The 17748-nt window shown below is 46.6% G+C and carries 13 protein-coding genes; 3 read left to right on the top strand and 10 right to left on the bottom strand.

Going from position 1 to position 17748, the window contains the following annotated elements; translation table 11 throughout:
• Window positions 1-14: 14 nt before the first annotated feature.
• Window positions 15-1286: a nucleotide sugar dehydrogenase gene (locus M3221_RS10640; protein ID WP_251271658.1), complete on the bottom strand. Its 1272-nt coding sequence runs from the start codon at window positions 1284-1286 to the stop codon at window positions 15-17.
• Window positions 1287-1289: 3 nt separating this feature from the next.
• Entirely contained in the window at window positions 1290-2009 is a 720-nt protein-coding gene (locus tag M3221_RS10635; protein ID WP_251271656.1) for a WecB/TagA/CpsF family glycosyltransferase, read from the bottom strand.
• Window positions 2010-2253: 244 nt separating this feature from the next.
• Here M3221_RS10635 and csaB point away from each other — a divergent pair, with 244 nt between their 5' ends.
• Both csaB and M3221_RS10625 read left to right on the top strand, forming a co-directional pair.
• Window positions 2254-3375 carry a polysaccharide pyruvyl transferase CsaB gene (gene csaB, locus M3221_RS10630; protein WP_251271654.1) on the top strand — a complete coding sequence of 374 codons (1122 nt, stop codon included), beginning with the start codon at window positions 2254-2256 and terminating at the stop codon, window positions 3373-3375.
• Window positions 3376-3377: 2 nt separating this feature from the next.
• Window positions 3378-4544, top strand: coding sequence for a glycosyltransferase family 4 protein (locus tag M3221_RS10625; RefSeq protein WP_251271651.1), 1167 nt, complete (start codon window positions 3378-3380; stop codon window positions 4542-4544).
• A 142-nt stretch (window positions 4545-4686) separates the two neighbouring features.
• Here M3221_RS10625 and M3221_RS10620 read toward each other — a convergent pair whose 3' ends face one another.
• The 4 genes from M3221_RS10620 to murJ form a co-directional block, all read right to left on the bottom strand.
• Window positions 4687-5616, bottom strand: coding sequence for a nuclease-related domain-containing protein (locus M3221_RS10620; protein WP_251271649.1), 930 nt, complete (start codon window positions 5614-5616; stop codon window positions 4687-4689).
• 275 nt (window positions 5617-5891) lie between these two features.
• Window positions 5892-7307: an NADP-dependent phosphogluconate dehydrogenase gene (gene gndA, locus M3221_RS10615; protein ID WP_242232789.1), complete on the bottom strand. Its 1416-nt coding sequence runs from the start codon at window positions 7305-7307 to the stop codon at window positions 5892-5894.
• A gap of 51 nt (window positions 7308-7358) precedes the next feature.
• Complete coding sequence (locus M3221_RS10610) at window positions 7359-8861, bottom strand: hypothetical protein (RefSeq protein WP_251271647.1); 1503 nt, start codon at window positions 8859-8861, stop codon at window positions 7359-7361.
• Window positions 8858-10375 carry a murein biosynthesis integral membrane protein MurJ gene (murJ, locus tag M3221_RS10605; protein ID WP_251271645.1) on the bottom strand — a complete coding sequence of 506 codons (1518 nt, stop codon included), beginning with the start codon at window positions 10373-10375 and terminating at the stop codon, window positions 8858-8860. The genes M3221_RS10610 and murJ overlap by 4 nt, the downstream gene beginning before the upstream one ends.
• Window positions 10376-10573: 198 nt before the next feature.
• Between murJ and M3221_RS26290 the strand changes: the two genes are divergently transcribed.
• Window positions 10574-10696: a hypothetical protein gene (locus tag M3221_RS26290; protein WP_255821829.1), complete on the top strand. Its 123-nt coding sequence runs from the start codon at window positions 10574-10576 to the stop codon at window positions 10694-10696.
• 51 nt (window positions 10697-10747) lie between these two features.
• Here M3221_RS26290 and M3221_RS10600 read toward each other — a convergent pair whose 3' ends face one another.
• The 4 genes from M3221_RS10600 to M3221_RS10585 form a co-directional block, all read right to left on the bottom strand.
• Window positions 10748-12700: an S-layer homology domain-containing protein gene (locus M3221_RS10600; protein ID WP_251271643.1), complete on the bottom strand. Its 1953-nt coding sequence runs from the start codon at window positions 12698-12700 to the stop codon at window positions 10748-10750.
• A gap of 107 nt (window positions 12701-12807) precedes the next feature.
• Window positions 12808-13821: a C40 family peptidase gene (locus M3221_RS10595; RefSeq protein ID WP_251271641.1), complete on the bottom strand. Its 1014-nt coding sequence runs from the start codon at window positions 13819-13821 to the stop codon at window positions 12808-12810.
• A gap of 306 nt (window positions 13822-14127) precedes the next feature.
• On the bottom strand, window positions 14128-16050 hold the full coding sequence (locus M3221_RS10590) for a S8 family serine peptidase (RefSeq protein WP_251271639.1): 1923 nt from the start codon (window positions 16048-16050) through the stop codon (window positions 14128-14130).
• A 113-nt stretch (window positions 16051-16163) separates the two neighbouring features.
• The gene (locus M3221_RS10585) at window positions 16164-17555 is read right to left on the bottom strand and encodes an N-acetylmuramoyl-L-alanine amidase (protein ID WP_251271637.1); all 1392 of its coding nucleotides are present in this window, start codon (window positions 17553-17555) and stop codon (window positions 16164-16166) included.
• Between the last annotated feature and the right edge of the window lie 193 nt (window positions 17556-17748).

The following is a 17748-nucleotide window of genomic DNA, read 5'->3' as shown; positions in this document are numbered from 1 at the left end:
GACGAACTCTCCCTTTAGTTTTTCGAATCGCCGAGCACGTACACGTCAAAGCCAGCCGATTCCCACGTCGCGCGGTCAATGCAGTTTTTCGTGTCGATGACGATTTTGTTTTTCATATTCGAAAGTGTTGTCGGGTAAATCTCTTTAAATTTATTATGGTTGGTCAGGATTAGGATCGCCGATGCATCCTGCAGTGCTTCTTCCTGCGACTGCACCTGCTCCGGAATATTGTTTTCTTTAATATGCGGATCATAGGCGCTCAACTCGATGCCGCGTTCGCGCATTGCTTCAATCACATCCATTGACGGGCTTTCGCGCATATCGTCAATGTTGCCTTTGAAGGCAAGGCCAAATACGGCCACTTTCGGATCTTTAATGCCTTTCGCGTCCAAAATGCTCGCTGTCATTTGAGCTGTGTAGCCCGGCATGCCGTCGTTTGTCTTACGTGCAAGATGAATCATTTGTGCGGTTTCCGGCGCAAGCTCGACTAAGAACCACGGATCAACCGCGATGCAGTGGCCGCCAACACCAGGACCTGGCTCATGCACGTTTACACGCGGGTGGTAGTTGGCAAGCTTAATCGCTTCCCAAATGTTAACGCCAAGAGTCTCTGCCAGTTTTGCCAGCTCGTTCGCAAACGCAATGTTAATGTCACGGTATGTGTTTTCCATGACTTTCACAAGCTCTGCCGTTGTGGCATCTGTTTCGTGCATTTGCCCTTTTACAAACGATTTGTACAGCTCTTTTGTCTGGTGGGCCGATTCCGGCGTGTAGCCGCCGATGATCCGGTCATTTGACACAAGCTCTTCAAACACGCGGCCAGGAATAACGCGTTCCGGTGAGTGAGAAACAAACAATTCTGTGCCGATCTCAAGGCCTGACTTCACAAGCTCCGGTATCATCACATCCTGCACCGTACGAGGCGGAACCGTTGATTCCAAAATCACCAGGTTGCCTTTTTCAAGGTATGGCACAACAGAAGCGGTCGCTTCGCGTACGTATTCCAGGTTCGCCGTTTTGTCCGGCATAATTGGAGATGGTACGGCAATGATAAAGACGTCTGCTTTGCGCGGCTTTGTAGAAGCCGAGAACAAACCTGCATCGATCGCTTTTTCCAGACGCTCCTGCAAGCCGTTTTCTTCAATATGCAATTGCTTTTCGTTAATCATATTGACTGCTTTTTCATTTACATCTACGCCATAAACCGTATGGCCGTGGTTCGCAAACATAACCGCTGTCGGAAGCCCAATGTAGCCCAGGCCGACAACACAGATTGATTTTTTCATGACTTATCTCCCTTTAGTTATTAACACGCGCACTAAAAAGCGCGGTAAATTCATTTGGCGTTTGATTCGTTTCGGATCAGAGCCGAGACGGTACAGCCATTCAAGCCCTGCTTTGCGGAATGCGGCAGGTGCACGCTTGACCATTCCCGAGAACACGTCAAAGCTTCCGCCGACGCCTTGAAACACAAGAACATTCGGCAGGTTCGGCATATTGCGCTGAATCCACAGCTCCTGCTTCGGGCTGCCAAGCGCCACAAACAGCAGGCGCGCACCGCTTTCGTGAATGCGGCGCACTAGTGCTTCTTCATTCTTTTCATAGCCGTTCGTGTATCCCGCAACGACAAGTCCCGGATTTGTTTTCTTTATATTTTCGATCGCTTTTGTGACAACTTCTTCCTTCGCTCCGTAAAAATAAACCGGATGCCCTTCTTCTGCGGCAAAGTGAAGCAGGCGGGCCATCATGTCCACACCGGTTACACGCGATGTGATGCGTCCTCCCTTTAATTTAGACGCAAGAAGAATGCCGACGCCGTCCGCGATTTGAAACGTGGACGAATTGATCAGCTGCTTTACCTGGTCGTTTTGATTTGCGGCAATCACTTTTTCCGGATTGACCGCGATAATCGTCGACTGCTGCTGCTTCTCCATACGCTCGCGGAGGGATGCGATAATTTGGTCATATGTTAAAGGCGAGACATCCACGCCAAGATATGTTTCCTTCATTCTCTTACCAGCCTCTATTCCGTTTGCTTTCAATTTTCTTAGTATAGCAGATTTTCGGAAAGGGTGCATCCCGTTGAATGAACCGGTTTTTTGTCGAATAAAGGGCATCCCTTCTTTTTCTGGCAGGGAATTAGGACTTTTCGGTCGATTTTCGATTCAGCCCGCGCCGCTTCAAGAAACATTTTACTCTACACGTTACAAGTGATAGAATTTTACAAGATATATTCTCGAGGAGGAAGAACCTTTGAAAATTGTGATTTCCGGCTTCTATGGCCTTGGCAACACGGGCGATGAAGCGATTTTAAAGTCGATTGTCGATAATCTGCGCACAGAGCTCGACAATCCCGATATTACGGTGTTTTCCCTGTCACCAGACAAAACAGCGAAAGAGCATAACGTAAAGTCCTTTTACCGCGGCTGGCGTCATGACAATAAAGAAAAAGTAAAAGCGCTCCGTAAAGCCGACCTGCTCATTTCCGGCGGCGGCGGTCTGCTTCAGGATTCGTATCCGACGAAGTTTTTATTCGGCCCGCTTCCTTATTATTTGCTAATTGTCTTTTTGGCTAAACTCTGCGGGGCAAAAGTCATGTTTTTCTCTCAAGGTATTGGACCGGTTACCTCAACATGGGGCAAAATTTTAATGAAGGTATTTGCGAACATGGCGGACTTTGTAACGGTGCGTGACCAGTATTCGAAAGATTACCTTCATTCATTAGGGGTTAACCGCCCGGAATCTGTTGTGACGGCTGATATCGTATTTGCGTTTCAATCGAAGGAAGAAGATATTGCGTACAACACTCTTCCATTAAAAGGCGATGAGAAAATTGTAGCCGTAACGGTGCGTCCTTGGTTTGACCATCCGGACTACATTGAAAAAATGGCGTATGTGCTCGATGAACTGATTGAACGCCGCGGCGTTACACCGGTATTCGTGCCGATGGAAGGAAAATACGACGTGCCGGCTTCTGAAGATGTCATGTCTAAAATGAAGCATGCGGACAAAACGATGATGCTTGGTTCTCATTTTTCACCGGAGGAATTTTTAAACTTTATCCGCCGTTCGGATTTAACGTTCGGCCTGCGTTTGCACGCGCTTATTTTCGCCGCGCTGTCAAACGTGCCGCACCTTGGCCTCAGCTACGATAAAAAAGTGGAAAGCTTCCTGAAGCGCTCCGGCATGTGGGATTACTCATTCCGCCTTGGTGAAATCGACCAGGAAAAAATGCTCGAAAACGCGCTGTACCTGCTTGACCATAAGAAAGAGGCACAGGCGGTGATCGCGCCAAACGTAGTCGAGCTTCGCCGCGAAGCGTTACGGAATTTAGACTTGTTAAAAGAAAAGTTCGGATCTAAAAGGAGATCATAAACGTGAAAATTTTACTTGCTACTTCGTATGATTACCCGCATCTTGGCGGATTGTCGACGCATATGGCGACATTGAAAATTGGCCTTGAAGCACGCGGCCATGAGGTTGATACGCTGTCTTTTAGCGATGTGCCGAAATGGAAGCGTGACTTTATCGCACGCGGCCCATCATTTCTTTTAAACAAAGCATCTCTTGGCGCCGGCTATGTGTGGACGCTGGAGCGCCGCCAGGCTTTTCTAGAAGAAATGCTGAAGCGCCCGGACTGCCCGAAGTATGATATCGTCAATGCGCAGGATGTGTTCGCGACGCGCGCTTCTATTAATGCAGGCTTACCGACCGTTACAACTGTTCATGGCTACTTAACGTATGAAGGGATTTCCAAAGGCTCGGTCGCAGAAGGCTCGAAGCATGCGGACAAGCTGATGGAAGTCGAGCGTGAAGGCTACCGGAAAACACGCGCGGTCATTACCGTAGATACCCGTATTAAAAATTACGTAAAAAAAGAAGCCGGCATTGATGGAACGGCGATCCGCAACTTCATTAATGTCGATGACTTTAAACCGGATTCCGAGAACAAAGCGGCTTACCGCCAGAAGCACGGCGTGGATGCAACAGCGCCTGTTTTCTTCGTACCGCGCCGCTTAACAAAGAAAAACGGGGTTATTTATCCGATTCTTTCGTTCCCGCCGGTACTGGAGAAATACCCGAACGCTCAGCTGATTTTTGCCGGAACCGGTGAAGCGATGGACGAAATGAAGCGCCTGATCGCAGAGCGCGGCATTGAGAAAAATGTGCACTTACTTGGTGCCGTCGATCATAGTGTCATTAAAGAATATTACGCATTGGCTGATGTGGTGCTTGTACCGAGCGTATTCTCGGCCGGTGTAGAAGAAGCCACTTCGATTTCGGCTCTTGAAGCGATGGGCTCCGGCTCACCATTGATCGCCTGCGCAGTCGGCGGGTTAAAAGAAATCGTGAACCACGGCGTCGATGGACTCCTCGTTGAAGAGAAAAACGTTGAAGAATTATCTGACGCGATGATCGAATTGCTGGATCATCCGGAAAAAGGCGCCCAGTATGCGGCGGCTGCCCGGAAAAAAATTGAAGATGAGTACTCACATACGGCAGCTGCCGAAAAATACGAGTCGATTTATAAAGCTTCCCTTTAATGGGAGGCTTTTTTCATGTTTGGGCCGGAAACTTTTCATTTGGGCCGGATTTTGGTCTGCCAGGGCCGGTATTTTCTTTTTCCGGCTCAAGCGAGTTATTTTCCGGCCCAAACTTCTTTTTTCCGGCTCAAGACTGCATAGTTTATTCCCATTTCCATTCTTCCGGCAGATGATATACTCTCCCTTTTGTATCTCCGTTCTTTTCAACGGCCCACTTTCTCAATAATTTTTTAACAACTGATTCTGATTGGATGCCCGTAAAGGCTCTGATTTGTTTGTTCACCGCTTTTGTGCCGAACAGCCGCACATATTCTTTCAAAGCCGGGAGATGCGGGTTTTTTAAAGAAGTGCTGCACTTTCGGCAGAGCCATCTTCTTTTTACGCGTTCAACCGACCAGCATCGGCAATACGGGCATTGGATGCCGGTATAAAGGTGTCCAAGCTCAATCTGAAATTGTTTCATGATATCCGGATCATAGGGCTTGTTGTGCCGTTCAAGCTCACTGGCGATTTTGTATACTTGCGGTTTGGTTAAAATGGTTTGTTTATCCTGAAGAAAATCGTGGACTTTTGCGGGGATTTCCTGCGCATAGAGGATGAGTGAATGATCAAAGGCATCCGGAGGAGTGATTTCTATGCGGACGTTTGGGTGGGTTAGCACGACCGCAGCCATAATAGGGATTGGCTGATCCAGCCACTGCTCTAATCCGCGCTTGTGGCGAACCACCTGTGTAATGGGGTCATTATATGTGACATTTCCTCTTCTCAGCTGCCTCGTTAAACGGTCGAAAACAAGGCGTCCGCTAAAATGCTTGGCGTCCAAAATGAAGATCATTTGCTGTGTAATTACGACGGTATCCATTTGGAGATGGGTATAACCCGTGGAAAAAGGAAGGCGTATATCATGAAGAACTCTGGCAGAGCCTTCGATTTCGGATAGGTAATACAGCAATTTTCTTTCTCCTTCCAAACCAGCCTCGCATCTTGCCAGCTCTTCTTTTACTTCTTTTCTTGGCCGGATCAGGCGATTATCCAGCGCCATTAACTTTGCGTGTAAAATCGATTTTCTCATTTCTCTCTCCTTTCTCCTTTATCATACATGGTTTTCTGATCATGCGATTCGTATTTACAATTTCTTTACAAAGTTCGTCTTTTTGGGCCGGAATTTTTTCATTTAGGCCGGATTTTCATCGGTCAGGGCCGGAATCCTTCTTTTCCGGCCCTGGCAGGTATTTTTCCGGCCCAAATTTTTATTTTCCGGCCCAAATTTTTATTTTCCGGCCCAAGGCGCCGAGCCAACCCACAAAAAAACAGCCAGGGACGAGTCCCTGGCTGTACAGTCATTTCTTATTTCATCCACTCAGTGTGGAATGTGCCTTCTTTGTCAATACGCTTGTACGTATGCGCACCGAAGTAGTCACGCTGCGCTTGAATCAAGTTCGCAGGCAGTGTTTCTGTGCGGTAGCTGTCGTAGTATGCTACAGCGCTCGCGAAAGATGGAACCGGGATACCGGCTTCGATCGCAAGAGATACGACTTTACGAAGCGACGTCTGGTAATTTTGAACGATATCTTTGAAGTATTCGTCCAGCAGCAGGTTTGGAAGCTCTGCGTTGCGGTCGAACGCTTCTTTGATTTTTTGAAGGAACTGCGCACGGATAATGCAGCCACCGCGGAAGATCATCGCGATGTCGCCGTAGCGAAGGTTCCATTCGTACTCTTCTGATGCAGCTTTCATTTGTGCAAAACCTTGTGCGTATGAGCAGATTTTGCTCATGTAAAGCGCCTGGCGGACTGCTTCGATCAATTCTTTCTTTTGATCTGAATCCACTTCCTTCGGAGAAGGGCCGCTCAATTGCTTGCTTGCTTCTACGCGCTCTTCTTTCAGGGCAGAAATAAAGCGTGCGAAAACAGATTCTGTGATGATTGGAAGCGGAACGCCAAGGTCAAGCGCGTTTTGGCTCGTCCATTTGCCTGTTCCTTTTTGGCCGGCTGCGTCTAAAATCACGTCTACAAGCGCCTTGCCTGTTTCGTCATCTTTCTTCGTGAAGATGTCCGCTGTGATTTCAATCAGGTAGCTGTCAAGCTCGCCTTTGTTCCACTCAGCAAATGTATCAGCAAGCTCTTCTGTTGACAGGCCGATTACATGCTTCAAGATAAAGTATGCTTCTGAGATCAGCTGCATATCGCCGTACTCGATGCCGTTGTGCACCATTTTCACATAATGGCCGGCGCCGTCTGGACCGATGTATGTAGTACATGCTTCACCGTCTACTTTTGCTGCGATCGCTTCAAAGATTGGGCGAACAAGTTCAAATGCTTCACGCTGTCCGCCTGGCATGATAGAAGGCCCTTTTAGCGCTCCTTCTTCACCGCCGGATACGCCTGTGCCGACAAAGTTAAAGCCAAGGCCGGCAAGCTCTTTGTTGCGGCGTACCGTGTCCTGGAAGAACGTGTTTCCGCCATCAATGATGATATCGCCTTTGTCCAGGTATGGCTTCAAAGAATCAATCGTTGCATCTGTTGCTGCACCCGCTTTTACCATGAGCAAAATTTTGCGCGGTTTTTCAAGTGAGTTTACAAATTCTTCTACGCTGTATGCGCCTTTGAAGTTTTTGCCTTGTGCTTCTTCCTGAAGGAAAGCGGTCGTTTTATCTGCAGAACGGTTAAAAACTGCTACTGAGTAGCCTCTGCTTTCGATATTAAGCGCCAGGTTTTTACCCATTACGGCAAGACCGATTACGCCAATTTGCTGTTTTGTCATAAAGAAATCCATCCTTTCTTTTTTCCCCTTAATTAAGCATTATAGCGAAATTTATTTTGAATTTAAATACTGTTCTTTACTTTCAATCAATTTCTGCAAAATAGGACTCGGTTTTCCGCCCAGCTCTTTCCAATTCTTCTCGTGGCGGCGCAGGTCGTAAAGCGTCAGCAATTCATAGTCTCCGCCGTCGAATGTGCCGTCTCGGTTAATCTGATACCAGAGATCGCCATTCGGTCGAATCCATTTCTCGCCGGTTGACTCGACTGCCTGGCGAATATTGCGGGCCGCCAATAAATATTTTTTTTCTTTCGTTTCTTTGTACGCTTTGATAAACATATTGGCTTCGCCGAGTGAGTGGTTGAGCGAAGCATGGATAAACTGTTTACCCTGCTGCGTTGAGTAGTAATCAGCCGGGTAGTAACCCTTCTCCGCAGGCACTATGTTATCAATACTGATTAATTTGAGCAAATAATCGCTATAATCCGTGAGTGCAGCTTCGAGCTCAGGCACCCCGAGCTCCTTGCCGATCCGGTGCAGATACAACGCGATGAGCTCATTATGGCGGGTATCGACATAGGGCGCGGTAATATCATACTTCTGCTTCAGCCACGTGCTTGTAAATTCGGTTTTCCAGATAACGTCATTACGCGATGCACGGTACGTCCACAGATTTGCCGCAGACTGCACGGTTAAATCATAAAAATAACGGTCTTGGTCTCTAAAAAAACGGTCAATTGCTTCTTTTTCGACCATTGTACCTAAATAAAGTCCGTAGCCGTCTTTTGTAAAAGGTTCAACAGACCAGGGCAGTTTTTTCATCGGCCCGTCTACCGCAAACCAGTTGTTTACTTCTTTATAGTGTTCTTTTTGAAACGTAATCCAGTCATTTAAATGGCTGCTTTCGTCAAAAAGCGGATGTTCGGCCAGCAAAAACCACTGGTCAGCCATTTGGTCCCGTTCCGACGTTAATTCAAACTGAACCCCTTTTTTGGAATGAGTGACGGTGTTTTTTTCGGCAAGCAGCTCGTGCAGCCGGCTTTCCCGTCCGCTCCCGTACAATTCTGTCAGTTCTTTTGATGTAAACGAATGGCTCATCACAAGCTCGTTCATAAACTCGTGATTCTTCGTGTAGCGGAGGATCCCTACAGGCGGCTTGGTCGGATCGACACCGGTCACTTTATTGTGCTCACGCACCGGCATGTCCTTCGTCCAGTCTACCATATAATAATCGTCCGCACCCGGAATCGAGATTGTTGCTTTTATCGTCCCTTTCCCGCTTAGCCGTGTCATTACAAAACGGTCGCCGTTATTCAGCTTGCGCACCCGGACGGTAATACTCGCAGACTGAGCGTCCAATTTATAAACCGTGTCTTTGTAAAGCGAGTCAAGTCCCTCTGGTTGAAATTTCTGCTCCAGCCGAAGCCCTTCTGCTTCCAAGACGAGTGTCCGGCTGCCGAGCGGGATTTCCGCCCTGTCTGCCGGCTCTTCTTCCTTCGTTTCTGTACAGCCAGCCATGATGATCACAGCCAGCAAAAGAAGCAGCGCTTTTCTCACGACAGCGCTCCTTTGTTTCGTTTCACCAGGCTAAGCAGCTTTCGGAATCCTTCCTTGTAAAAAAGGAACAGGCCGGCCACATAAAGGGCAGCGCCGATTGGGACAAGAATCACCAGCTGCCAAAGAGAGTACAAATCTTCAATAAACGGGCGAACGAAATAAAGCGGTACCGCCATAAACGCCGTTACAACAGCTGTCCGAATTAACAGTCCGATCAGGCGGGCAGGCTCTGACTTATCAAAGTCTTTGTATACAAATACGGTACAGGTTGTTAAGTAATAAAGAGACACAATAGAGGTGGTCAGTGCCAGACCCGGATAGCCGAATGGCCCAATAAACAGCCAGTTAAGCAAAGCGTTAATCGCGATGGTAAATACACTGATACGAAAAACGGTTTTTGTTTTCCCCTGTGCATACAACGCTTTGGCAACAATATACTGCATCCCCTGCGTCACAATCGTCGGCAAATAATACACAAGCGCCACGTATGTACGATGTGTATCTGCTGAGGTGAATTTTCCCCGTTCAAAAATAAAAGACAGTACCGGCTCCCCTACAACCCAAAGACCAGCCGCAATGGGCGCCAGCGTAAGCAATGAAATTTGCATGCCGCTGAAAAAGGTGTTTTGAAACCGCGGACGGTCATCGATCTGTTCAGCCAAAAGCGTAAAGATAATCACCGCAATCGTTGTCGCATAAATCGTATGCGGAATCGAGGAAAGCAGCTGGGCATTGTTTAAATATGTAACCGGTCCTTCCCCAATGCCGGAAGCAAAGCTTTTATTCACAAATACATTGATCTGCCCGACAACCGAGCTGAGAATGGCCGGTGCGAGCAGCACAAGAAAGGAATGCTGAAATTCTTTGTCTCCGGACAGCACCGGCTTCCACCGATAATCAGTTCGAAACAAGTAATAAAATTGAACGAAAATACCTAAAATGGTTCCGGCTATAAAGCCGTATGCAAGACTGGCAATGCCCCACTGATCGGCAAAAAGCAGTGCGAATGAAACCCCAAAGACGGTCTGCAGCAGCTTTGCCACCTGCGATGGAACAAAAATACGCCGGCCCTGTAAATAGGAATCTAAAATACTCGTTAACGCGATAAAAGACATAAATACAAAGAAAAACCGCGTGATCGAAATGGCTGTTTCCGCTGTTGCTTCGGTCATGTTTCCATAAATAAGCGGCACGAACCAGGGCGCAAACAAGTAGCCCAGAATAGAGATCAATATAAATAGAAGAAACGTGACATTCATAATGGCACTCGCCGTCCGGTCCGTGCGTTCTGGATTGGCCTGCCTGTTTTTCACATACATCGGCAGGAACACGTTATTAAACCCTCCGGCAATCATGGCAATCGCCAGTGTAATAAAAGAAAATGCAAGCAAGTAACCATCGGTTTGGCTGCTGACACCGAATTTGTACGCCATAATACTTTCACGCACAAATCCGGACAGCTTGACAATAAGCGCAAAAAGGGCAAGCCACAGCGCTGTTTTTTTCAAAGACATAGTCGTCGTACACCCCAGTTTTCTATTAAATTTCCTCGTTTATTTTACCCCATTTCCTTCTTTTGCGCGACAATCTGCCAAAACGTCCCAGAAAGAAACTGTGTAAGATAAACTAACAAAAAGTGAGATTGTTCTTTATTCATACTTTATATTTAAGATACATTCTTCATACATCTTATTTCGAAAGGAGTTTTCTAGATGAAAATGATCACTTTCTTATACGGATTTTTAGCCCATGGAGACGCAGACAAAGAGGTGGCCCATCACTTGACGGATTCCTTTACTGGAATTGAATCTTACTGGATGCCCCCTTCTCAATAACGGATTGATAAGGAAAGCCCGCTTCAGACAATGGCCTGAGCGGGCTTCTTTTTATTTTGCAATCGGCAGTATATTTACTTCGCTTCGCTGAAGGTATCCAGATGTGCGAGTTGGAACGTCAGAGATCACCTGCATCCAGTCGCCTGCCTGCGTAATCGTAACAGGCATTCTCGTTAAGTTATAAGTGTACACGGCACTTCCGCCCGCGCTGACGCGTACGTGAACGCCCGCTTTGTTTGTAAAAGCGAGAGTGTAACGGCCGAAGTCTTTGCCGCCCATTTCTTTGTCAACGTTGTACATATGTCCTGCCAGCTTCGCACCCCAGTATGGATCGGACGCGTACTTGACGTTTACACCATTTGATTTGTTGCCTGGTGCTGCGCCGTATGCACGCCAGTCATTTGGCGTAAAGTAGCCGCCGCGCCAGTCACCGGCTGTACCTTTAAAGTAGGCGTCAACAAGATGGACAACGCCTTCTTCTACCGTCTGGAACGCTTTTCCGCCGCTCGGATCAGAGTCATATACGGCAATACCGAAAAGATTGTTTAAAAGCTGTGCTTTGTCGCTCATTCCGTAGTCACTTTCATGAATCGCCATGCTGACAATTAAAAGCGCATTTACGTGATACTGGCTTTCTATCTTTTTCGCGATCGTGCCAAGGCCAATCAGCTTGCTTTTCGTTGTGGCATTCTCGTATTTTGCAAGGCCGGTAGCCTGACGTTCCGCGAGCGCTTGTTTAATATAACTGTCCAGCTGTGCAGCCGTGTAGCTCGTTGTAGAGCGGCCGGATAAGAACTGGAAGTATTGATAAGCGCGTCCGACTGACTTGCCGCTGGCATTATAAAACGAAATGCCATCCCAGCTGTAATACTTTGAACCTGCCTGCATAAAAGAAGGCGCCGGCCCAGCCGTGTAAGAAGCGGTTTTATTTGTATCAATATTATAAATGTTGTGAACTAACATACCACCGGAAACAGCGTAATATCCTCTTCCCTTCGCTCCTTCATATGGCACAAGGCGGGCATCTGCCTGCTTCATATAATAATATTCTCCACCAAGATACACTTTTACATAGGAATCGGTTGACGTAATATATTGCAGCTCAGTGGAAATCCCGCTGCTTCCGATCGCCGATGCGGTCACATACGTTTTATTGTTTGTGAGTGCCGGGTCTGTATACAGGGAAACCGTTGTCGCATTGCTTGCAGGCTTGGCGAAAACAAGACCCGCATAGTTCTTCATGTAAATAATTTTCCCGTCCTTTAGAACAAGCTCAGAACCGCTTTTGGTCATCGCCTGTTTAGCGAGATCAAACGATTCGTATGGCATCGGAGCGCGTGTGATCGTTCCGCTGCTGTCAATATTCGCTGTTTGATAATCTTTTGCAGGCGGCTCTGGCAGATCCCCGTCGAGCAGGCGGTAAATAAACGCAGCAGCCTCGTCACGGCGTGCGTTATCTTCCGGGCCAAAGCGGCCGTCTCCATAACCGGAAATAATGCCGAGGTTGACGCTTTTACCGATCGCAATCCGGTGTGCGGAGCTTAAGTTATCGATGTCGGTAAAATCAGGCTGCACATAGACCGCTTCTTTTTTCAAATAATCGAGGGCATTGCTGATCATCAGCGCCATGTCTTTACGGGTAATCGTCATCTTCGGAGAGAAGTTGCCGTTCGACCCGCCATTAACAATGCCAGCCGCTGCTGCAGCATAAATGTAAGGAGCCAGCTTTGCAGATGGCGAAACGTCATTAAACATAGCCGGTCCAGCCGGCAATTCGAGGGCACGGGCTAAAAATGTGGCAAACTCTTCACGTGTTACGCTGTTTGCAGGCTTGTATGTACCATCTTCATATCCGCTCATTACGCCAGCAGCAATGACCGCGCGGATTTCTTTTTCAAGGGTAATGCCGGTTACATCATCTGCAGCCCGCACTTTACTGTTTAGGAATGGCAGAAGTGGGAATAGTAATACAAGTGCCATCACAATTGAAACTGCTTTTTTCATCCTAGATTGAAACTCCCTTCAATAGTTGGTGGCCTTTTATTGCCTATCTTTCTATATATATAGAAAACAGCCCCGGCGTAAGGGTCCGGGGCTGTTGATTTGCTTTCTTATTGAGCGTTTGTTGCATTATAAATTGCAACCGTAAACGCTTCGCGTGTTGCAAGATGTGTTCCGTAGAACTTATCGCCTTCGAAAAGGCCCGTTTTATCGATTGAAGCCATTGTTACAATGCCTTCGTACGCCCAGTGATCTGCACGAATATCCGAATATCTAACACTTGCAGCTGCTGTTTGTGACATTTGCAAGTCGAATGCGCGCTGGATAATAGCGGCCATTTCGTTTCTTGTCATTTCCGCTTCTGGACGGAACGTTTTATCGTCGAATCCAGTGATGATGCCTGCTTCACGAATCGCGGCAATATCATAAGCGAAACGATAGGTTTTCGGTACATCTGTAAAGTGGCTCATTACAACTGGCTTCAAGCCAAGTACGCGGTTCATAATCGCCGCTGCCTGTCCGCGTGTTACTTTTGCGTCCGGGCGGAATGTGTAATCTTCAAAGCCGTTGATGACTTCTTTATCTGTCAGCGTTTTGATCGCTGTGTATGTTGTATCTGTTGTTGGTACATCTGTAAACCAAGATGGAACAACTGGTTCTTTTATGACGCGTTTCGCGCCAGCGTATCTTGGTCCCCAATATGTGTTGCTAAGAGAAACAAGCGCAATTCCTTGGCTTGATGTTGCATTCAATACCATATTGCCGCCGGCATACACACCTACGTGTGAAATCCCTGCTTTATAAGTATTTTGGAAGAATACAAGATCGCCTACTTGTAAATCGCTTTTTGAAACTGCTGTGCCAACGTTGTATTGCTGTTCTGCCGTTCTTGGCAGTGAAATATTTGCTGCGTTGCGATAAATATATTGAGTAAAGCCGGAACAATCAAATCCACTTGGTGTTGTTCCTCCAAAGACGTAAGGGACACCCATAAACTTTTTACCATAAGCCACGATCGATTCTCCAACAGACGCCGCTTCCGTTTTAAACGATGTCAGCGGGGAAAGAGTCAAAAGCATGACCGCGGCAAGTAAAGCCGTTATTGCTTTTTTACACCTGTTCACTTCAAACCTCCAGTTTTTCTCTTTCTATCATTTCTCTCTCGTGTTTTTTCTCACTGAAACTATTGTAGCAAATTTAAACCCAAAAATAGGTTACGTTTCTATTACATTCAAATATCATTTCATGACATTGCTAGTACGGGGTTTTTGTTGCTTTTTGACCATAAAATAGGAGAATGGACGTTATTTATCCTGTATTTATTTTGTTCTTTTTATGATCGTGTAACATTGACATGTTTCTGAAATAAAACTGAAAATTCAGCAAAATAAAAAACAGCATCCGTCATTTAATGTCGGATGCTGTTTCGTTTATCGCAATTCGCTGTTGATGGCACGTGCTAAAAATGTCGCAAACTGCGCACGGTTCATATGGGTATGCGGACGGAATGTACCGTCTTCATAACCGCCGGCAATGCCTGCTGCCGCTACCCCGTTAATATATTGATAGCCGGTAATGCTTGCCGTAATATCTTTTAACGTACCCGTTGAAGCCGGGTTGATCTGATAAGCTTTTGAAATCAAGATGGCCATTTCAGCCCGTGTGACCAGCTGGCCTGGACGGAAAGATCCATCTCCAAAGCCCGTTGTAATACCCGCGTCTGCTAAGCTTTGAATGTAGCCGGACGAGCTGATATTTGCCGTTACATCTTTAAACGATGTTGCACGCTGGGTGCCGTTTAAACCGAGTGATTTCCCGATTAAAATCGCTGCTTCCCCGCGTGTAATATTGGATTCCGGCTTAATAGTGCCGTCCGTAAAGCCTGTCATAATGCCCTCGTGGTTCAAGTACGTTACGTAACGGTCATACCATTTAGAAGAAAGCAAATCTTTAATTTGTGGAGACGCAATCGTTGCTTTTAATGTTGTAAACGATGTTTCATCTTCCACTCCGTTTACAACCGGATGGAAATAGTAGCTGACTGTGCCTGCTGAAGCGTAGTCTGTCCACTCTGCTGCCGTTTTGTTTTTGCCGACTAGCTGATCACCGCGGTATACGTTGTACGTACCGAAACGGGCGACAAGGTCGCTCGTATCAACAGTCAGCTTCCCTTTACTGTCCGTTGTATAAGGAAGTTCAATACCGTGATTGATTGGATTTTTATCCGCCTGTACAAGACCGAAGCCGAAATAACGGTCACGGCCGGCTGCTCCTAAGTCCTTCGCGTTTTTCTGCAGCAGGGCGCGAAGCTGTTTGTTTGTCATTTCAGGATACTTTTCTTTGTATAAAGCGGCTATGCCGGATACGTACGGAGCCGCCATAGAGGTACCGCTTGACATTGTGTAATCGGAATCCGGATACGTGCTGTAAATCTTTACGCCCGGTGCGGTTAGTTCAATTTCTTTACCAAGTGAAGACTGGCTGTCTATTTTGTCATACTCATCAATCGATGATACCGCAATGACACTGTCAAACTTCGCTGGATATTCAACCGATGAATCATTTCCTGAAACAGGCGGCCCGGTATTTCCGGCTGCCCCTACAATTAAGATGCCGGCATCATATGCTTTTTGCATCACTTCTTCCATCGCCGGTTCATAAATAGGCGACGTAATACTGATATTTAAAATATTCAGCTTCTGCTTAATCGCCCATTCTACTCCGGCAATCAATGTGCTTGTTGATCCTTCGCCGTATTCATCGAGCACTTTAATGGCATATAAGCTCGCCGCCGGGGCCACCCCGATTGTGCCGAATGTGTTGTTATTAGCTGCAATAATACCTGCTACATGTGTGCCGTGCCCGGCATTGTCATTGTAAGAATCCGGACATCCAGCGGGATCAACGATCGTCATCGTACATGTACCGCCGACCACTCTTTTCTGCAAATCCGGATGCCGTGTGTCAATGCCTGAATCCAGTACGCCAATTTTCACGCCGGCTCCTTTTAATGTAGAAGGCACCATATTTTTCACGCCCACTTTTTCATAACCGTACGAAATCGTTTGTGCAGACGACTGAACCGGCATATCATAAGAAACCGATTCAACCTCCGGTGACATTTGGAGTGCTTTTCTCTGCGCCTCGCTTATGGTAATGGACGCCGCTGGGATTTCTTGAAATATGTAGTCAACCGATTCGGAGAATTGTTCCAAAAGCTCTTTGTCTACCTGGCTTTTAAACATAATAACGGCCTGCCTGCCGTCCTGGACCGCCGCTTTAGGCGAGGATGGTGTGTGAAAAAATAAAAAGAATGCTGCAAAAACCAGAGCGGGTAGTTTTATAGCCTTCATATTGGTCACCTCTTTCTTCAAAACTAAAATAAAAAGAGAGGCCCTGTTTGGGATCCCCTCTTTATTGTACACGGCGTGTATCGAATATTCTATTTATATATTGGCCTATTTTATTACTTATAAAGCGACGTTACATTGTAACCTTTTGCTTTGTAATAGTCCAAAATACCGTTATAAATCGCTTTAGACATCACGTTCAGCCAGTAATCTGACTTGAGTTTGTCATTGTCGGTTTTGTTTGTAATAAAACCAAGCTCAAGCAATGCAGCCGGCACTGTGTTGTTTTTTAATACATAATAGTCAGCTGTTTTCACGCCGCGGTTGTTTAAATTCCACGCAGCGATCATACGGCTTTGTACCTTTGTTGCAAGCAGCTTGCTGTCCGCTGCGTTCTCGCTGTTTGATGCAGCCGAGTAAAATGTTTCTGTACCAGATGCGCTTGCAGAAGCAGCATTGGCATGAATGCTAAGGAAAATGTCGCCGTTATTTTTGCTTGCAAATGCGGCACGGTTCGCCAGCGTAATAAATGTATCTGTCGAACGCGTCATTTTCACATTAAATGGTGTGCCTTTAAGCAGGTTGTTTACTTTCAAGCCTGTTGTAAGCACTACATCTTTTTCTTGAAGACCAAAGCCAATCGCACCGGGATCACTGCCGCCGTGGCCTGGATCTAAAATAATCGTTTGTTCAGCCAGACGCGGGTCGGCTGTCGTAGCACTTGTTGTTTCTGTGCTGCGCAGATAATAAGAGTTTACAAAACCAACAATGGTGCCGGAGCGGATGTATGTCCAGTTTCCGACTGAATGAGCTGCTGATACACGTGCATCTTTCGCCAGTTTTCCGACTGATGCGTATGCTGTTGATGGGCCTGAACGAACATTAAGATCGCCCGTGTTTGTCCACATCGTTCTTTTAAATTCGTCTGTTTGAACAGTACGGAAAGTTGGAGCAATGGCCCGTGCAAGAAATACTGCAAAGTCCACCCGTTTAATTTGATAAGATGCACCAAACGAACCGTCTGCCATTCCATCTGCAATACCACGGGACATCAAGGCTTTTGCCGCACCGGATAAAGTACCGCCAAATGAATAACCGAATGCTTTCGAAAGCATAACCGCCATTTCACCGCGTGTTACTTGTTTATATGGTAAAAACCGTCCCCCGTCATAACCGGACAGGATGCCTTTTTCTACAGCTGACTGAATGTAACCTGACGCGAAATTGCCTGAACCGACATCAACAAATTTTGTTTCACGTTGTGTGCCATTAAGCTGAAGTGCCCGCCCGATAAAAGCAGCCGCTTCGGCTCGTGTGACCGTTTTTTCTGAATCAAAAGTTGTTGCGGACGACCCGTTGGCAATTCCCCCTTCCGCCAGATAATTGACTTCTTTTGACGCCCGGTATGGAACATCAACGAAGCCTGCTGCGCTGGCATTTTGCCCAAAATTAAACAGAGGAACCGTCAAAATAAACGCTAATACGACAAAGAAAAACCGTTTCTTCACCTTTCTGCCTCCTTTCTTAAAATTTACCACCTAAGTCTAGCATAGAAAATATAATCTAAAAACATTTCTTTTTTAAATATTTCGTGACAAATCGCTATTTTATTAGTTTTACCCTAAAAATGTAATTTTTTTGTAATGTTTGTTACATTGAAGAAACACTAGAACTTATGTTCCTTATCCTTGCCTAACCAGG

This window comes from Domibacillus indicus (assembly GCF_023715895.1).
Taxonomy (GTDB): domain Bacteria; phylum Bacillota; class Bacilli; order Bacillales; family Domibacillaceae; genus Domibacillus; species Domibacillus indicus_A.
Note: the sequence above shows the minus strand (reverse complement) of the source record. Positions and strands in the feature narration are given on the sequence as shown.